The sequence below is a fragment of the Rhodanobacter sp. OR87 genome, assembly GCF_000473345.1.
GTDB classification, from domain to species: Bacteria; Pseudomonadota; Gammaproteobacteria; order Xanthomonadales; family Rhodanobacteraceae; genus Rhodanobacter; species Rhodanobacter denitrificans.
Genome location: NZ_AXBJ01000011.1, coordinates 11,623 through 28,533, shown reverse-complemented (window position 1 = coordinate 28,533; position 16,911 = coordinate 11,623). Strand labels below are relative to the sequence as shown.

Here is a 16,911-nt window from a genome sequence, read left to right as displayed (position 1 = left end):
TCAGGAGATATCCCGCGAGCGGGCCAGCGCGGCAGTGATGGTGGCCGAGATCATCTTCAGGAACAGCGTGCCCATGCCGGGCTGGAAGCGGTCCGGGTTGGTGCTGCCGATCGCCAGGATGCCGCAGTCGCCCAGGCGCATCATCGCGACCGAGCGGATCTGCCCGGCGTCGACGCCGAACAGGCGCTCGAGCTTCTCGGCGGACAGGCGGCCGGAGACCGGCTCGCCCTTGTGCAGGAATTCGCCGAACTCCGGCAGCGCGGCGGCGCCGCCGGGGATCTGCTGCAGCCATTCCGCACGCGGCAGCCGCGGCTCGTCGCCGAACAGCAGCAGGCGCACCTGCTCGGTATGGAAATCCGCGCTGAGCTTGGCGATCACCGTGCGCGCGGTCACCTCCATCGTGTTCGCGCGCAGCAGCGCCACGGTGAGCGCGTGCACGCGCTCCATCAGCTTCTCGTTCTCGGCGGCGATCGCGACCAGCTCGGCCAGCTGGCGTTCGAGTTCCGCGTTCTTGTCGCGCAGGCTCTGCAGCTGGTACACCGCCAGCGAGGACACCGCGCCGCCCCGCTCGCGCGGCGGCATGGTCAGCTTGGCGGCCAGCTCCGGGTATTCGCTGAGGAACTCCGGATGGCGCTTCAGGTAGGCGGCGACCACGCGGGCCTGGGTGGCGTCGTCGAGCAGGGTGGCAGTCATGCGCGAAAATCCTCGAACCGTTGCGCGGTGCGCGAAGAAGGCGCGCCGTCCGGCCGGAGTGTGCGATGGACGCGGGCGCGCTTCAACCGCCGCGTCAGGCGCTGGTGGCCGGAACCGGCCATTCGCCCTCGAACGCGAACGCGGCCGGGCCGGTCATCCACAAGGTGTGGCCGGGGCCGGCCCAGTCGATGCGCAGCGTGCCGCCGGGCAACTCGACCGCCACCGTGGCGTCGACCTCGCCGCGCCGGCGCAGCACCGCCATCGCGGCGCAGGCGCCGGTGCCGCAGGCCAGGGTCCAGCCGGCGCCGCGTTCGTGCACGCGCAGGCGCAGATGGCGGCGGTCCAGCCGCTGCACGAAGCCGGCGTTGGCGCCCTGGGCGAAGCGTGGGTGGCTGGTCAGCAGCGGGCCCAGCCGCGCCAGCACGGGGTCGGCGAGGTCGTCCACCGTGACCACCGCATGCGGGTTGCCCATCGACACCGCGCCGATGTCCAGTGTCTCGCCGGCCGCGTCGATCGCATAACGATCGGCTGCGGCGTCGGCCGCGAACGAGATCCGCGCCGGCTCGAACACCGGCTCGCCCATGTCCACGGCGACTTCGTGCGCGTCGAGCAGGCGCACCGTCACCGGACCGGACGGACTCTCGATCGCCACGTCCTTGCCGATCGCCAGCGCGCCGGCGCGGTGCAGCCACGCCGCCACGCAGCGCACGCCGTTGCCGCACTGGCCGGACGGCGAGCCGTCGGCGTTCCAGATGCCGTAGTAGAACGCGCCGTCCGGGCTGCGTGCCGGCTCCACGCTGAGCAGCTGGTCGAAGCCCACGCCGGTATGGCGGTCGGCCAGCGCGCGGATCTGCGCCGCATCCAGCGGAAACGCGCGTTGCCGACAATCCAGCACGACGAAGTCGTTGCCGATGCCGTGCATCTTCGAGAAACGCAGCTGCATGGGCGGCTGCGGCTCAGTGCTGGCCGGGCGCCGGTTCGTCGACGCTGGCCGGCAGCGCGGGCGCGGCCGGTTGTACCGTGGTCGACGCGGCGGCGGGCTGGCTCGGCAGCACCAGCGGTCCCTTGTTGCCGCAGCCGGCGAGCGTGGCGAGGGCGAGGCAGAGCGGCAGCAGCAAGAAGGATCGGCGCATGGTCGGGATTCCTGGGGACGGGTGCAGTATAGCGAGCCGCGCCGGCTCGGCCGCGGCATCGCCGCTATGATGCGCGCACGAATCGCACGACGCGGGGACGAGGTGACGACGATGGACTGGAGTGCGCTGCTGCGCATGCCGATGACCGTGCTGCTGGTGCTGGCGGCGGTGTTTGCATTGATCACCCTGGTGCAGCTGGTGGCCCTGCGCCAGCGCCTGCACGGCGGCCGGCATCTGGCCGCCAGCTGGCGTGCGCTGCTGTGCGTGGGCGCCTTCGCACTGACCCTGCTGCTGGCCGGTGCCGGCTGTGCGCTGCGCGGCTACCGGCTGCTTGGCGAGGAGGCGCCGGTGGTCGAGATCGACGCGCACATCCTGTCGCCGCAGCGCTGGGTGCTGACCCTCAGCTGGCCCGACGGCAGCACGCGCCGGCTGCAGCTGGCCGGCGACGCCTGGCGCGTCGAGGCGATCGTGCTGAAGTGGAAGCTGCCCGCGCTGCTGGCCGGCGTGCCGCCGCTGTACCGGCTCGACCGGCTGTCCGGCCGCTACGACGATCCCGTGCAGGAGGCCCAGGCGCCGCGCACGGTGATCGGCTTCGACGAAGCCGGCGCGTTCGACCTGCTCAACCTGAAAAAGCAGTACCCGCGCTGGGTGCCGGAAATCGATACCGTCTACGGCAGCGGTGCGTTCCTGCCGCTGGTCGATGGCGGGCATTACGCGGTGAGCCTGATGCGCACCGGCGCGCTGGTGGCGCGGCCGGATGCCGCGACCGCGGAGAAAATCAGCCACCCGCTGGGGGGCTGAGGTAAGCCGACAGCGCCGGGCCCTGGCGCAGTTGCGCCCATTCGAGCTTCAGCCAGGGCGTGAAGCGCTCCGGGCAGCGGGCGATCTCGCGATCGAGTGCGGCCGGCGCGACGAAGCGCCAGGCCTCGACTTCCGTGGCATTGGCGCGCACCGGCTGCGTGCAGGTGCCGGCGTAGACCCAGCACAGTTCGTGTTCGGCGCCGAGGTTGCGGTAATCGGCCTGGTATTCGAACTTGAACAGGTAACGCAGCGGGCAGCGCATGCCCAGCTCCTGCTGCAGGCGTCGTTCGGTGGCCTGCTCCATGCTTTCTCCCTGGCGCGGGTGGCTGCAGCAGCTGTTGGCCCAGTAACCGGGCCACAGCCGCTTGCTGCGGCTGCGCTGCTGCAGCAGCAACTCGCCGTGCCCGTTGAAGATGAACAGCGAGAAGGCGCGATGGCGCTGGCCGCGGCCATCGTGGGCGGCCGCCTTGCTGGCGTAGCCGACCGCGCGATCGTCGGCGTCGACCAGGATCAGCCGCTCGGCTTCGGAGGAGACCGTGGGGTGGCGTGGCGTCGCGTCAGCCAAAGGACACCTCCAGCGCCTGGTAGCCGGCGTCGCGCATCGCCCGGACCACGCGCGCGCCGCCGTCGGGGCACAGCGCGATCACCGCGCCGCCACCGCCGCCGCCGGTCAACTTGGCGCCCAGCGCGCCGTGCTCGCGTGCGAGCTGGACCAGTTCCTCGATCTCGCGGCTGGACACCTGCAGCGCGTTCAACTGACCCTGGCAGATGTTCATCAGTTCGCCGAGTTCGCCCAGGTCGTGGGCTTGCAGCGCGTCGAGCGCGTGCCGGGTCAGCACGTCGATTTCGTCGAAGATGCGTTCGTATCGCGCCGGATGCTGCCGCCACGCCTGACGCACGCGCGCCACCATCCTGGCGGTCAGGCTCTCGCTGCCGCTCAGGCCGATCACCAGCGGCAGCGGCTGTTTCAGCGCAAGCGGGCGGATCGTCGCCGGCTCGCCGCGCCGGTACAGCAGCGCCTCGCCGTGGGTGGCGACCGTGTTGTCGATGCCCGAGGGCGTGCCGTGGGCGATCGTCTCGCATTCGAAGGCGAGCGCGCAGACGCTGGCGTCGTCGAGGCCCAGCGCGCAGTGCCGGTCGAGTGCGCGGATCACCGCCACCGCCAGCGCCGCCGAGCCGCCCAGGCCCATCGCCCGGGGCATCTCCGGCGCCACCTGGATGCGCAGCGCGCGCCGGTCCAGGCCGAGACGCTCCAGCAGCAGCGTCAGGGACTGCAGGAAGGAACCCGGGTGCGCCGGCTGCTGCGGCAGGCGTTGCTCGATGCCCCAGCGCGGGATCAGCAGCGTGGTGCCGTCGTGGGCGTCCTCCACGCGCGCGCGGATCGCCAGCGGCAACGGCGCGGCGATCGCGTGGCGGCCGTATACCACGGCGTGTTCGCCGAGCAGGATCACCTTGCCGTGGCCGGCCGCCCATTCCTGCGTGCCGGCCCGCGGGTGGCCGCTGGCAGCTTGCCCCGGCGCCGCCTGCCCGCCCAGCTCGGCCACGATCAGTTGCGCCTTCCACAGCTTGATCTCGCCGTCGGCCAGCAGGCGTTCCACCACCTGCTCGAACATCGGCGGCGTGGCGCCGGCCGCCAGCGCCACGCTGCGCGCGTGCAGGGTCATGTGGCCTTGCTGGATGCCGTCGGTGACCAGCGCCCGCAAGGCGGAGAAGTTCTGCGCCAGGCCGACGGCGGCCATCACCTCGGCGAGCTCGCGCGCACCGGGCGAACCCAGCAGGCGATGGTTGATCGCCACCATCGGGTTGGCCTGCAGCGAACCGCCCACGGTGCCGACCTTGAGCGGCAGTTCGATGCTGCCGACCAGGTCGCCCTGCGCGTTGCGCGACCAGCGGGTCAGCGCGCGGTAGCCCTGGCCGCGCGCGGCGTAGGCGTGCACCGCCGCCTCCAGCGCGCGCCAGTCGTTGCCGGTGGCCAGCGCCACCGCGTCCACGCCGTTCATGACGCCCTTGTTGTGGGTCGCGGCGCGATACGGGTCGACCAGGGCCAGGTCGTTGGCCAGGATGATGCCGTCGCGCACCTGCCCGCCGTCGTGGCCCTTGCCGGCCAGCGCATGCGCCGGGATCACCGCGCTGGCGCGCACCAGCGCGCGGTCGGTCAGGTTGGACAGGATGCGCAGGCAGGCCTTGCCGCCGATGATCGCCTCGGCCAACGGGGCCACGCCCTCGCACATCGTGTTGACCAGGTTGGCGCCCATCGCGTCGCAGGTGTCGACCAGCAGGTGCAGCACCAGCATGTCGGGGCCGCCGTCCGGCGCGGCGTGGATCAGCACCTCGACGTCCGCCACGCCGCCGCCGCGTGCGACCATGTTCGGGTGCAGGCTGTTGGCCAGGTTGATGATCTCGTCGCGCCGCTGCAGCAAGGCCGTGCGCGCCTTGCCCGAGTGGGCCAGGCCGGTCAGCTGGACCTGGCCGATCAGCAGGGGCCGGTCGCTCGCGGTGGTGAAGCCGCCGCAGCCGCGCACCAGTTTGGCGGCGGCGCTCAGCGCGGCCACGATCGACGGCTCCTCGACCACCAGCGGCACCACGTAGTCCTTGCCGTTGATCAGGAAATTCAGGCCCAGCCCGACCGGCAGCCCCATCACGCCGATGACGTTCTCGATCATCTTGTCGGCCTGCGCCGGCTCCAGCCGCTGCGCACCGCTGGTCAGCGCGCGGTGGTCGGCCTGCGTCAGCAGCCCGCGGCTGCGCAGCAGCTGCAGCCGCTCGGTCACCGCCAGCCGATGGAAGCCGGGCAGGCGGGCGGGATGCTCGGGCGCACTCGCCGCGCGATCGCACGGCGTGTCGTCGGCCGGGGTTGCGGCAGGCGAGTCGGCCTGGCCGGTTGCGGGTAACGAGTCCACGTGGGTTTTCCTGGATAGGTCGGACGGATCAGTGCGCCTGCACGCTGGCGGCGGCGGCCGGGTGCAGGTCGAGCACGGGAAAGCCGGCGGCGCTGGCGGCCCGCCGGAAGGCTTGCAGGCGCGCAGCGTCGGTGGCCAGCGCGATGCCGATGTCGCCGCCGCCGGCGCCGCAGGTCTTGTAGGCAACCCCCAGGCGCGCCGCCAGCGCGGCCAGCGCGCGGTGCTCGGGGCTGAAAATGTCCAGGCCGCTGGCCGCGCCCAGTCGCTCCAGCGCCTGGGCGCAAGCGGCGACCGCCTCGAGCAGCGCGGCGGCGCTGGCTGCGCCGGCGGCGGCCGTGGCGCAGTCGCCGAGCTCGCGCATCGCCGCGGCGTGGCGCGCCGGCGCCTGCGCGCGCCAGGCGGCCAGCCGCTGCAGGAAGAGTCCGGTCGAGGCCGGCCGGCCGGTCCACACGCAGCACCACGCCAGCCCTTGCGGCCATGTCGCCGGCGCGATCCGCGGCTGCCCGTCGTGCAGCCGGTAGAGCAGCAGGCCGCCGGTCAGGCTGGCGGCGACGTCCAATCCGCTGCCGTAGCCATCCTGCGCCCGGCGGTGTGCCGCGAGCAGCGTGTCGAGGGACGGCACGCCGCGCCGGCCCAGCGTGCCGATCGCGCTGGCCAGCGCCACCGTCAGCGCCGCGCTGGAACCCAGGCCGAGCTTGCGCCGGCCATCGCTGCCGGCATGGAACGCGCGGGTGTCCAGGCTGGCGCGGAACGGCGGCGGCCGGTCCTCCGCGCCGAGCGTTTCCAGGATGGCGCCGACCAGCCGCAGCGGTGCGCTCGCCGCCGCATCCAGCGCCGGCCAGGCGATCCGCCCGGCCGCATCCAGCCGGCCGTGCGCGGCATCGATGCCGAGCCCGGGCGCCGTGATCTCGTAATCGCTGCCGTCGGTGTCTTCCAGCGTCACGCGTGCCTGCCGGTCGATCGCCAGGACCAGCGCGGGGGCGCCCTCCAGCACCGCGTACTCGCCGGCGATCACCAGCTTGCCCGGCGCCGTAGCCAGCACGCGCATCAGGGCGCCTCGCTGTCGTCGAGCCGCCGCGCACCTTCGCCCAGGCGGCTGCTCAGCACCTGGGCGACGCCGGGCAACTCGGCCAGCGCGGCGGCGACCCGGGGCGCCGCGTCCGGCGTGCAGACGGCCTTCACCTGGGCGCCGGCATCGACCGTGAAGAAGACCTGCTCGCCCGCGTCCTCGCGCAAGGCGCGAATGCGCTGCATGCAGTCGACGGTGGCGCCATTCCAGTACAGCAGCGGCGGCCGGCTGGACTGCATCACTGCATGCATCTTCAGGCAGTTGTGTTCGCTCAGCTCGGCCAGCGCGGCAAAGTCGCGCGCCTGCACCGCGCGCTGCGCGGCCGCCAGGTCCGTCGCCGCGCTGTCCACCCACGCCGGGTAGAACGGCGACGTGCGGCGGCTGCGCTCCATGCCGGCGCCCGAGCCGACGTGCTTGCGGCGGTCCGAGGTCACCGCGACGACCACCGCCAGCGGCCATGCGGCGGCGCCGAGCAGGGGTTGCGCGACCGCGTCCGCGCCGTCGTCGCGCTGGCCCGCGGCCATGCTGACGAAGCCGCCGAACAGCGAGCGCGCCGCCGAACCCGAACCCTGCCGGGCCAGCATGGACAGGGTCCGGCGATCCAGCGCGAGGCCGAGCGCGGCGTCGGCCGCCACCACCAGCGCCGCGAAGCCGGATGCCGAGGAAGCCAGTCCCGCCGCGGTGGGGAAATTGTTGCGCGTGTCGATTCGCGCGCGCTGCGCGGTGCCGGCGCGCCGCCGCAGCAGATCCAGGCAGGCGCTGGCCCGGGCCAGCGTTGCCGGGTCCTCCGCCCCGTTCAGGCGCAGCTCGTCATGCCGCAGCGACGCATCGAACTCGACCCGGGTGCGCGTCCACAGCGCGTCCAGGGTGATCGACAGGGAGCCGGTGACCGGCAGGTTCAACCTCGTGTCGCGCTTGCCCCAGTATTTGACCAGGGCGATGTTCGGCTGTGCTTGCGCGGTGGCGGCCATCGGGGTTCCGTTGCGGAAGCGGCCGCACCGCCGGCACCGGACGGGTGCGTGCATCCGGAGCGGTCGGCAGCTGCCGCTTGCCGGCAGCGCGTGGCGCGCGGGACACCGCGGCACGATCGCCGCGGCCCCGGCCAACCACGCCGCCGACATCCCCGCCATTGTGCCGGCGCCGGGCCTCGCGCGACCTGATGTACATCAGGCCGCGCAAGGCCGATCTGGCGCACCGTCGCGCGGGTCAGTCGAGCGTCTGCTCGTAGCGCCAGGCATCGGCGCCGTCTTCGTAGTAGCGCGCGTAGCGGCCGATGCGGCGGAAGCCGTGGCGTTCGTACAGCCGGATCGCGGCGGCGTTGTCGGTGCGCACTTCCAGTTTCAGTGCGCGCGAGCCGCGGCGCCGCGCGGCGTCGGCCACCGCGGCCAGCAGCGCGGCACCGACGCCCTGGCCGCGTGCCTCCGGCGCGGTGGCCAGCGAGTACAGGCGGGCCACCGCGCTGCGCTTGCGGAAGAACAGCACGGCGCTGCCGAGGAAAAGGTGATGGTTGGCGCTGGCCACCAGTACCAGTGCGGAGTCGCTGTCCAGGTGGCGGCGGTATTGCGCACGGCTCAGCCGGTCGCTGCTGAAGCTGCGTTGTTCCAGCGCGACCAGCTCGTCCAGGTCGGATGCGGCGGCGCGGCGCACGCGCGGGCCGCTGGTTGCCGACGGCAGGTCGGCCGGTCCCGCGGCGATGCGGCGGCCGTGGGCGGGGGATGGCGGGGGCAGGGCGGTCGGCACGCGCGGACTCTAGCAGGCAGCCGCGCCGATGCGGGCGATTCCGCCTTGCCGCGCCGCGCCGGTGCCGTTCACTCGCGCTTCAGCGCGTGCCCTTGTGCCGTGCCGGCGCTGTGCCAAACTGCGCGTTTTGCACGCCCTGCCCCACGCTGCGCCGGGGCAGGCCCGCCATCGCCGTATCGCCCGAGTGGTGCCATGACCCGTCTGGTCATCGTTGTCGAAAAAGCTTCCGACTGGAGTTCGTACTACCCGTCCGTCGACGTGATGAGCGCGATGGACTATCTGCGCAAGCCGGTCGGCGGCGACGACGAACGCACCCACGTGATCAACCTGTGCCGCAGCTACAAGTACCTGGGCACCGGCTACTACGTGTCGCTGCTGGCCGAGGCGCGCGGGCACAAGGTGATGCCGTCGGTGCGCACGGTGAACGACCTGCGCCGGCGCTCGCTGTACGGCCTGGACATCGACGACCTCAACCAGAAGCTCACCCACTTCCTGCCGGCCGGCGGCCGCGACACCACCGATTTCGGCACCCTGGTCTATTTTGGCGAGACGGCCTACCCGGCGCTGCAGGACCTGGCCCGGCAGGTGTTCGAAATGTTCCCCTGCCCGCTGCTGCGCATCGAGTTCGAGCGCGACCGCGTGTGGCAGGTCAGCTCGATCAAGCCGGTCGGCCTGCACACCCTGGTCGACACCCAGGAGGACGCGTTCGCCGAGGAGCTCGACCGCTTCTCGCGCAAGCTGTGGCGCAAGCCGCGCGCGCGGCGCCAGTTCCGCTACGACCTGGCGATGCTGGTCGACCCGAAGGAGCAGATGCCACCGTCGAACAAGAAGGCGCTGAAGTCCTTCGTCGCCGCCGGCAGGGAGCTCGGCATCGAGGTCGACCCGATCGGCAAGAACGACTACCAGCGCCTGGCCGAATACGACGGCCTGTTTATCCGCGAGACCACCGCGTCCGACAACCACACCTACCGCTTCGCCCACCGCGCCGAGAAGGAAGGCATGGTGGTGATCGACGACCCCAGCTCGATCCTGCGCTGCACCAACAAGATCTACCTCAACGACCTGATGGTCTCGCGCAAGCTGGCTGTCCCCCGTACGGAAATCCTCTACCGCGACGACAGCAAGGGCATGAAGGAAGTGGTGGCCCGGCTCGGCTTCCCGCTGGTGCTGAAGATCCCGGACGGCTCGTTCTCGCGCGGCGTGGTCAAGGTCGAGGACGAGGACGCGCTGGCACACGCGGCCAGCGGCCTGTTCCAGCACAGTGCGCTGCTGCTGGCGCAGGAATACGTCTACACCGAGTTCGACTGGCGCATCGGCGTACTCAATCGCGAGCCGATCTACGCCTGCAAATACTACATGTCGCGCGGCCACTGGCAGATCTACAACCACGGTGCCAAGGGCACGGCAAAATCCGGCGGCTTCGAGACCATCGCGCTGAAGGAGGCGCCGGCGGCGGTGGTCAAGCTGGCGCTGAAGGCGACCCAGCCGATCGGCGACGGTCTCTACGGTGTCGACCTGAAGCAGGTCGGCAGCAAGCCGGTGGTGATCGAGGTGAACGACAACCCGTCGATCGACGCCGGCGTCGAGGACGCCTACCTCGGCGAGGAGCTGTATCTGCGCGTGATGCGGGAGTTCCTGCGCCGGATGGAGCGCAAGCGCCAGGGTGACGGCGTCCGCTGACGGAGCGGTTTCCCGGCCGCCTCAGTGCCAGGCTGCGCCGCGGACCGTGCGCCGGCGTGGCCGGCACAGCGCCAGCAGCTGCCGCGGCCAGGAGGGTTCCAGCGCCAGCAGCACGACCAGCGGTGCCCCCAGCAGCCAGAACCCCGGCGTCCAGCCGAGCAGCATGGTGTGCGCCGGCACCAGCGTGCTCAGCAGCAACGTGCCGCCACCGAGCAGCCACAGTGCGGCGGCGCCGAGCAGGCGCTGGTGGTGCGGCGAAGGCAGGACTTGCGGGCGCATGGAAGTTTTCCACCGGAAGGTGGCCGCAAGGTGCCGCGCCCCCATCTCACCGGCTGCGACGTGCAGAAAATCCGCCTTGTAGAATGGTGGCCGGACCTTCCTCGGGGATCTTCATGCCAGTCGCCCAGTTCGCCGTGTTCGGCCATCCGATCGCGCACAGCCTGTCGCCGACCATCCACCAGGCCTTCGCGCGACAGTTCGAGATCGAGCTGACGTACCGTGCGATCGACGTGGAACCGGCCGGGTTTGCCGCGGCGGTGCGACGCTTCTTCGCCGACGGCGGCCGCGGCGCCAACGTCACCCTGCCGCACAAGGCCGCCGCCTTCGCGCTGGCGGACGAACGCAGCGTGGCGGCCACCCGCGCCGGCAGCGCGAACGTGCTGACCGCGCTGGTCGCCGGCCGGCTGGCCGCGCACAACACCGATGGCGACGGCCTGGTGCGCGACCTCACCGAGCGCCACGGGCTGGATCTGCGCGGCCACACCGCGCTGCTGCTGGGCGCCGGCGGTGCCGCGCACGGCGTGGCGTGGAACCTGCTGGACGCCGGCGTGGCGACGTTGACCATCGTCAGCCGCACCGCCACGTCGGCCGACGCGCTGGCCGACGCGATCGGCGAGCCGGCGCGTGCGCACACCCGCTACTGGTCCGACCTGGCCGACATCGGCAGCTACGACCTGATCGTCAACGCCACCTCGGCCGGCGTGCTGGGCGTGTCGCTGCAGTTGCCGCCCTCGCTGGTCGGCGCGCGCGCGCTGTGCTACGACCTTTCCTATGGCACCGCCGCCAGCAGCTTCCTGAGCTGGGCGACGGCGGCGGGCACACGTTACGCGTTCGACGGCCTCGGCATGCTGGTGGAAACCGCGGCCGATGCGTTCGCGCTGTGGCATGGCCGGCGCCCGGATACCGAGCCGGTGTACCAGGCGCTGCGCCGGCAGTCCGCGTGAACGCGCTGGCTTGTCGCGCCGGCTGCGGCGCCTGCTGCATCGCCCCCTCGATCAGTTCGCCGATCCCCGGCATGCCCGATGGCAAGCCGGCCGGCGTGCGCTGCGTGCAGCTCACCGACGACCACCGCTGCGCGATCTTCGGTCGCCCCGAGCGGCCCGCGGTTTGCCACCGCCTGGGTGCAGAGCCGGCGATGTGCGGCGCGGATCGCGCCCATGCGCTGGCCTGGCTGGCGCAGCTGGAAGCGGCTACGGCCGCGCGCTGAGGCGGTGCCGCCACGCGGCTGAAACATGGCCCGGCGATGATGGCGGCATCCGCCGGGAGCGTGTCGATGACGCGGGCTCCAGCGTGCGGGACCGGTTTGCGCAGCAGGTGTCATGCCCCGTTTTCTTCCCGTCGTATCGCACCGATACGCGATCACGCTTGTCTGTCTGCTCCTGCTGGCCGGCGTCGGAGGCGTCTTCTGGTACACCCGGGCGACGACGAACGCCACGTTGAATGTGGCCGCACCCGCCGCGGCGGGTGCCGCAGGGGCGCCAGGCGACGACGCGCAAAGCGGCAGCGCGATCCTGCTCGGCCTGGCCCGCGACGCGATGCACGACGGGCGGCTGGTCGCGCCGGCCGGCAGCAATGCCTTCGAGTTCTACCTCAGCGTGCTGCAGCTGGAGCCGGACAACAAGACCGCCAACGAGGCCCTGCGCGAATCGTTCCCGCGAGCCTCGGAGGAGATCGAGCGCACCATCAACCAGAAGGGGCTGGACGAAGCGCGCCGCGAGATCGACCTGCTGCGCGAGTTCGACCGCGACAACTTCACCCTCGCCCTGCTCGGCGGCAAACTTTCCGCCGCGCGCAACATCGAGGCGCGGCAGCACGAGGCGGAAGCCGAGCGTATCCGCCAGGCGAACGCCGCGCGCGGCGCGGCGCTGTGACACCGCCTCAGGCGGACGCCAGGTAGGCGTCCTTCAGGCGCACGTAGTGATCGGCGGAATAGTGCAGCTGCTCGATCTGGCGGTCGCTGAGCAGGCGCACGAACTTTGCCGGGTTGCCCAGCCACAGCTCGCGCTCGCCGACCACCTTGCCCGGCGGCACCAGCGCGCCGGCGCCGACGAAGCCGTGCTTCATCACCACCGCGCCATCCAGCACGCTGGCGTGCATGCCGATCAGGCAGTAGTCGCCGATCGTGCAGGCATGCACCACCGCGGCATGGCCGACGGTGACGCCCTCGCCGATCAGGCACGGGTAGCCCGGGCCGTATGGGCCGGCGTGGGCGACGTGCACGATCGCGCCGTCCTGGATGCTGGTCTTCGCACCGACACGGATATGGTTGACGTCGCCGCGCAGCACCGCGCCGGGCCAGATCGAGACGTCGTCGCCGAGCGCCACGTCGCCGATCACGCTGGCGGCGGGGTCGAGGTAGACGCGCTGGCCGAGGCGGGGCGCGATGCCCTTGAAGCTGCGCAGGGGATTCATCCGGGCATTCTAGCGGCGCCGTCACGCCGCCGCGCTTGATTTCGGCCGGCGGGGTCGCCACGCTGGCGGCTTCGCAAAGGAGCGTCCATGAGTCACCCCAACCCGCTGCTGGCCGACGACACGCTGCCGGCGTTCGCGCAGATCCTTCCCGAACACGTCGAGCCGGCGATCGACGCCCTCCTGGCCGACTATCGCGCCGGCATCGACGCGCTGGTCGCGCCCGGCGCGCCGCGCGATTTCGGCCACGTGATGCTGACCCAGGAGCGGCTGGAGCAGCGCTTGGCGCGGGCCTGGGCGCCGGTGTCGCACCTGCATGCGGTGGCCGACAGCGAAGCCTTGCGCAAGGTCTACGGGCCGGCCGAGGAGAAGCTCACCGAGCACGCGATCGAGCTGGGCCAGAACCGCGAGCTGTACGCCGCGGTGCAGGCGCTGGCCGCGGCGGCGGATTTCGCCGCGCTGCCGCGGCCCGAGCGCGCGCTGGTCGAACATGCGCTGCGCGATTTCCGCTTGTCCGGCGTGGCGCTGGAGGAGCCGGCGCGTTCGCGCTTCCGCGCGATCGGGGTCGAGCTGAGCCGCCTTTCCACCGAATTCTCCAATGCCGTGCTGGATGCCAGCGAGGCGTGGCACGAACACGTCACCGACGAGCGCGACCTTGCCGGCGTGCCCGAGTCCGGCCGCGCGGTGCTGCGCCAATACGCGGAGGACCAGCAGCTGGACGGCTATCTGGTCACCCTGAAGCAGCCCAGCGTGCAGGCCGTGCTGACCTATGCCGACAACCGCGGCCTGCGCGAGCGGGTGTACTGGGCCTACCAGACGCGCGCCTCCGACCAGGGGCCGGACGCGGGCAAGTTCGACAACGGCGCGCGCATCGAGCGCATCATGGCGCTGCGGCACGAGGCGGCGCAGCTGCTCGGCTTCGCCAACGCGGCGGAGGAATCGCTGGCGACCAAGATGGCCGCCTCGCCGACCGAGGTGCTGGAATTCCTGCACGACCTGGCCGTACGCGCGAAGCCGGTGGCGCAGCGCGAGCTGGCGCGGCTGCGCGAGTTCGCCAGCACCGAGCTGAAACTCGACAACCTCGAATCGTGGGACGTCGGCTACGCCGCGGAGAAGCTGCGCCAGCGCGACTACGCGCTGGACGAGGAACAGCTGAAGCCGTACTTCCCGCTGCCGGCGGTGATCGACGGCCTGTTCGGCCTCGCCGAAAAACTCTACGGCATCACCCTCGCCGTGCGCGAGGGCGTCGACGTGTGGCATCCCGAGGTGCGCTACTACGACGTGCGCGATGCCGCCGGCCGCGTGTTCGCCGGCGCCTACGTAGACCTCTACGCACGCAACGGCAAGCGCGGCGGCGCATGGATGGACGTCTGCCGCGCGCGCTTCGACGATGGTGAACACATGCAGCTGCCGGTGGCGTTCCTCACCTGCAACTTCGCGCCGCCCACCGAGGGCAAGCCGGCCCTGCTCACCCATGACGACGTGCTGACCCTGTTCCACGAATTCGGCCACGGCCTGCACCACCTGCTCACCGAGATCGCGCTGCCCTCGATCGGCGGCATCGACGGCGTGGAATGGGATGCGGTGGAGCTGCCCAGCCAATTCATGGAGAACTTCGGCTGGAACCGCGAGGCGCTGGACCTGTTCGCGCGCCACTGGCAGGCCGGCGAACGGCTGCCCGACGAACTGTTCGAACGCATGCTGGCGGCGCGGCACTTCCACGCCGGCCTGTTCCTGGTGCGCCAGCTGGAATTCGCGCTGTTCGATTTCCTGCTGCACCTGGAGTACGACCCGGCGCAGGGTGCGCGCGCGCTGGCCGTGCTGGAAGACGTGCGCAAGCAGGTCGCGGTGCTGCACCCGCCAGCGTGGCAGCGCTTCCCGCACGGCTTCAGCCACATCTTCGCCGGCGGCTACGCGGCCGGTTACTACAGCTACCTGTGGGCCGAACTGCTCAGTGCCGACGCGTTCGGTGCGTTCGAGCAGCGCGCGGCAGAAGGTGGCAGCGTGATCGACCGCGCCACCGGCGAGCGCTTCCGCCACGAGTTTCTTGCCGTTGGCGCCAGCCGCCCGGCGCTGGAAAGTTTCGTCGCCTTCCGCGGCCGCAAGCCGGAACCGGAGGCGTTGCTGCGCAGCCACGGGCTGGCCTGAACACCATCGCCGGCCCGTTCACGGGAGCCCGTCAGCGGGCTCCCGTGAAGCAAAAAAAACCCGCCGAAGCGGGCTTTTTTTCAGGGGTTTGGAGTCCGTGGGACTTCAGACCGCCTGGACTTCCTCAGCCTGCAGGCCTTTCTGGCCCTTGGTGACGATGAACGTGACGCGCTGACCTTCCTGCAGGGACTTGAAGCCCGTGCCCTGGATCGCGCGGAAATGCACGAACAGGTCATCACCGCTTTCCGGGGTGATGAAGCCAAAACCCTTGGCGTCGTTGAACCACTTGACTGTACCGCTCTGACGATCCGACATGTAACTTTACCTTTGAAGCATGGAAGTGTTTGCGTCCGGGTGCGCAAGGCACGGGCCGCAAAAGAAGCAAAAATAGGAGTTTCCTCGGATTCTTGCTCGGACAGCATACACTGGAACAAGCGTTCCGGGGGGTTTTTCACCGCCTCCGTTCATCTTGGCTCGCCGCCCGGTCAAACCTGCCCGCACCGCGGGGGCCAGCGGCGCATCCCGTACAATGGCGCCATGAAGATCGCCTCGTGGAACGTCAACTCGCTGAAGGTGCGCCTGCCGCAGCTGACCCAGTGGCTGGCCGACACGCGGCCGGACGTGGTGGCGCTGCAGGAAACCAAGCTGGAGGACGCGAAATTTCCGGTGGACGAGCTGGCGGCGGCGGGCTATCGGGCGGTGTATTCGGGCCAGAAGACGTACAACGGGGTGGCGATCCTGGCCCGCGACGGCGTCCATGACGACTTTGGCGAGGTGGTCACCGACATTCCCGGCCTGCATGATCCGCAGCGACGGATCCTCGCCGCCAGCGTCGGCGACCCCGCCTCGGGTCCGCGGCAGACGCTGCGCGTGGTGAATCTCTATGTGGTCAACGGCAAGGCGGTCGGCGACGAGAAGTACGCGTACAAGCTGGACTGGCTGGCCAAGGTGCGCGAGTTCCTGGCGCATGAGCTGGAACGCCACCCGAACCTGGTCGTGCTGGGAGACTTCAACATCTGCCCGGACGACCGCGACGTCTACGACCCGGTGGCCTGGGGCGAGGACATCCTGTGCTCGCCGCCGGAGCGCGCCGCGCTGAAGGCGATCACCGACCTCGGCCTGCACGACAGCTTCCGGCTGTTCCAGGCGGAGCCCGGGCACTACAGCTGGTGGGATTACCGGCAGGCCGCGTTCCGCCGCAACATGGGTCTGCGCATCGATCTGATCCTGATCGGCGATGCCCTGAAATCCGCCGCCACCGCGGCGGCGATCGACCGTGAGCCGCGCCGCTGGGAGCGACCTTCGGATCACACGCCGGTGACGCTGGACCTGGATCTCCGAACGACATGACTGCAAAAAGCGAATGGCCCAGCTCGCTGGACGACAACGAGCTGGATGAACTGGACCGCTACCTGCGCGCGCACACCGGCGAAGGCGACCTGCTGCTGGACGGCGTGCACGGCCTGCTCTCGGCGCTGGCAGTCGGCCCGCTGCTGGTGCTGCCGGACGAGTGGCTGCCCGAGGTGCTGCACGAGCCGTTCACCGACGAGGACGAAGGCAACCGGGTGCTGGCGCTGCTGGCCAAGCTCAACGATTCGATCGTCGCCGAGCTCGAGGTCGACGCCTACGAGCCGATCCTCGGCGAGGTCGAGCTGGAGGGCGGCCCGATGCTGTCCGCCGCCGGCTGGTGCGAAGGTTTCAGCCGCGGCATCGACCTGCGCGCCGGGCTGTGGGAGAGCCGGCTGGCCGAGGATCCGCAGCTGATGGAACTGCTCGGCCCGGTGATGGCGCTGGCGGTGGACGAAGGCATCCTCAGCGCCGACGCCGAGTTCGAGAAGCTCAGCGACGACGAATACGACGAATGCCTGGCCCAGGTGCCGGCCGTGCTCGGCGCGGTGAACCAGTATTGGCAGGCCAAGCCCGCCACCGAGGCGGAAGTCGAGGCGATGGTGCTGCAGCAGCGTCCAGCCGACGACGACGACAGTTCGCCGCCGCGCCAGCGCAGCGGCCACTGGGTGCATTGAGGGCCGGGAATCGGATTCGGGAACCGGAGCAAACC

Annotated in this window: 19 protein-coding genes; 8 read left to right on the top strand and 11 right to left on the bottom strand. The window is 71.1% G+C overall.

The genetic code is table 11. The features are described 5' to 3' along the window. The 3 genes from RHOOR87_RS0111205 to RHOOR87_RS0111195 form a co-directional block, all read right to left on the bottom strand. A complete protein-coding gene (locus RHOOR87_RS0111205) occupies window positions 1-693 on the bottom strand; it encodes a DUF484 family protein (RefSeq protein WP_015449206.1) in 693 nt (230 codons plus the stop codon). A 94-nt stretch (window positions 694-787) separates the two neighbouring features. Further along, window positions 788-1,636: a diaminopimelate epimerase gene (dapF, locus tag RHOOR87_RS0111200; protein ID WP_027485057.1), complete on the bottom strand. Its 849-nt coding sequence runs from the start codon at window positions 1,634-1,636 to the stop codon at window positions 788-790. A 13-nt stretch (window positions 1,637-1,649) separates the two neighbouring features. After that, window positions 1,650-1,826, bottom strand: a complete 177-nt coding sequence (locus RHOOR87_RS0111195) for a lipoprotein (RefSeq protein ID WP_015449204.1) — start codon at window positions 1,824-1,826, stop codon at window positions 1,650-1,652. A 111-nt stretch (window positions 1,827-1,937) separates the two neighbouring features. Between RHOOR87_RS0111195 and RHOOR87_RS0111190 the strand changes: the two genes are divergently transcribed. Then, the gene (locus RHOOR87_RS0111190; protein ID WP_027485056.1) at window positions 1,938-2,627 is read left to right on the top strand and encodes a hypothetical protein; all 690 of its coding nucleotides are present in this window, start codon (window positions 1,938-1,940) and stop codon (window positions 2,625-2,627) included. Here the strand turns inward: RHOOR87_RS0111190 and idi are convergent. From idi to RHOOR87_RS0111165, 5 genes are all read right to left on the bottom strand, one after another. Further along, window positions 2,605-3,192: an isopentenyl-diphosphate Delta-isomerase gene (gene idi / locus RHOOR87_RS0111185; RefSeq protein ID WP_027485055.1), complete on the bottom strand. Its 588-nt coding sequence runs from the start codon at window positions 3,190-3,192 to the stop codon at window positions 2,605-2,607. The genes RHOOR87_RS0111190 and idi overlap by 23 nt on opposite strands. Next, window positions 3,185-5,527 (bottom strand): hydroxymethylglutaryl-CoA reductase, degradative, encoded by a 2,343-nt coding sequence (locus tag RHOOR87_RS0111180; RefSeq protein ID WP_027485054.1) that lies wholly within the window; start codon window positions 5,525-5,527, stop codon window positions 3,185-3,187. Before RHOOR87_RS0111180 ends, idi begins: the two co-directional genes overlap by 8 nt. 28 nt (window positions 5,528-5,555) lie before the next feature. Then, window positions 5,556-6,575: a hypothetical protein gene (locus RHOOR87_RS0111175; protein ID WP_027485053.1), complete on the bottom strand. Its 1,020-nt coding sequence runs from the start codon at window positions 6,573-6,575 to the stop codon at window positions 5,556-5,558. Then, window positions 6,575-7,567: a diphosphomevalonate decarboxylase gene (gene mvaD / locus RHOOR87_RS0111170; protein WP_027485052.1), complete on the bottom strand. Its 993-nt coding sequence runs from the start codon at window positions 7,565-7,567 to the stop codon at window positions 6,575-6,577. Before mvaD ends, RHOOR87_RS0111175 begins: the two co-directional genes overlap by 1 nt. 235 nt (window positions 7,568-7,802) lie before the next feature. Beyond that, entirely contained in the window at window positions 7,803-8,336 is a 534-nt protein-coding gene (locus tag RHOOR87_RS0111165) for a GNAT family N-acetyltransferase (protein ID WP_027485051.1), read from the bottom strand. A gap of 192 nt (window positions 8,337-8,528) precedes the next feature. Here RHOOR87_RS0111165 and RHOOR87_RS0111160 point away from each other — a divergent pair, with 192 nt between their 5' ends. Further along, window positions 8,529-10,016, top strand: coding sequence for a RimK family alpha-L-glutamate ligase (locus RHOOR87_RS0111160; RefSeq protein ID WP_007515131.1), 1,488 nt, complete (start codon window positions 8,529-8,531; stop codon window positions 10,014-10,016). Window positions 10,017-10,037: 21 nt separating this feature from the next. Here the strand turns inward: RHOOR87_RS0111160 and RHOOR87_RS0111155 are convergent, their stop codons facing one another. Continuing rightward, window positions 10,038-10,295, bottom strand: coding sequence for a hypothetical protein (locus RHOOR87_RS0111155; RefSeq protein WP_027485050.1), 258 nt, complete (start codon window positions 10,293-10,295; stop codon window positions 10,038-10,040). Window positions 10,296-10,408: 113 nt separating this feature from the next. On the opposite strand from RHOOR87_RS0111155, the gene aroE reads away from it, so the two are divergent. The 3 genes from aroE to RHOOR87_RS0111140 all read left to right on the top strand — a co-directional run bounded on the left by aroE (window position 10,409) and on the right by RHOOR87_RS0111140 (window position 12,166). Further along, on the top strand, window positions 10,409-11,239 hold the full coding sequence (aroE, locus tag RHOOR87_RS0111150; RefSeq protein WP_027485049.1) for a shikimate dehydrogenase: 831 nt from the start codon (window positions 10,409-10,411) through the stop codon (window positions 11,237-11,239). Then, entirely contained in the window at window positions 11,236-11,502 is a 267-nt protein-coding gene (locus tag RHOOR87_RS0111145) for a YkgJ family cysteine cluster protein (RefSeq protein ID WP_007512179.1), read from the top strand. The genes aroE and RHOOR87_RS0111145 overlap by 4 nt, the downstream gene beginning before the upstream one ends. 112 nt (window positions 11,503-11,614) lie before the next feature. Beyond that, window positions 11,615-12,166: a hypothetical protein gene (locus RHOOR87_RS0111140; protein ID WP_015449196.1), complete on the top strand. Its 552-nt coding sequence runs from the start codon at window positions 11,615-11,617 to the stop codon at window positions 12,164-12,166. Between the two features lie 7 nt (window positions 12,167-12,173). Here the strand turns inward: RHOOR87_RS0111140 and RHOOR87_RS0111135 are convergent, their stop codons facing one another. Continuing rightward, window positions 12,174-12,707 carry a gamma carbonic anhydrase family protein gene (locus tag RHOOR87_RS0111135; RefSeq protein ID WP_007512184.1) on the bottom strand — a complete coding sequence of 178 codons (534 nt, stop codon included), beginning with the start codon at window positions 12,705-12,707 and terminating at the stop codon, window positions 12,174-12,176. Window positions 12,708-12,794: 87 nt separating this feature from the next. Here RHOOR87_RS0111135 and RHOOR87_RS0111130 point away from each other — a divergent pair, with 87 nt between their 5' ends. After that, the gene (locus RHOOR87_RS0111130) at window positions 12,795-14,852 is read left to right on the top strand and encodes a M3 family metallopeptidase (RefSeq protein WP_027485048.1); all 2,058 of its coding nucleotides are present in this window, start codon (window positions 12,795-12,797) and stop codon (window positions 14,850-14,852) included. A 105-nt stretch (window positions 14,853-14,957) separates the two neighbouring features. On the opposite strand, the gene RHOOR87_RS0111125 is transcribed toward RHOOR87_RS0111130, so the two are convergent. Beyond that, window positions 14,958-15,167, bottom strand: a complete 210-nt coding sequence (locus tag RHOOR87_RS0111125; protein WP_007512189.1) for a cold-shock protein — start codon at window positions 15,165-15,167, stop codon at window positions 14,958-14,960. A gap of 222 nt (window positions 15,168-15,389) precedes the next feature. Here RHOOR87_RS0111125 and xth point away from each other — a divergent pair, with 222 nt between their 5' ends. Next, on the top strand, window positions 15,390-16,202 hold the full coding sequence (gene xth, locus RHOOR87_RS0111120) for an exodeoxyribonuclease III (RefSeq protein WP_027485047.1): 813 nt from the start codon (window positions 15,390-15,392) through the stop codon (window positions 16,200-16,202). Next, entirely contained in the window at window positions 16,199-16,876 is a 678-nt protein-coding gene (locus RHOOR87_RS0111115; protein WP_015449193.1) for a YecA family protein, read from the top strand. Before xth ends, RHOOR87_RS0111115 begins: the two co-directional genes overlap by 4 nt. Window positions 16,877-16,911: the final 35 nt, after the last annotated feature.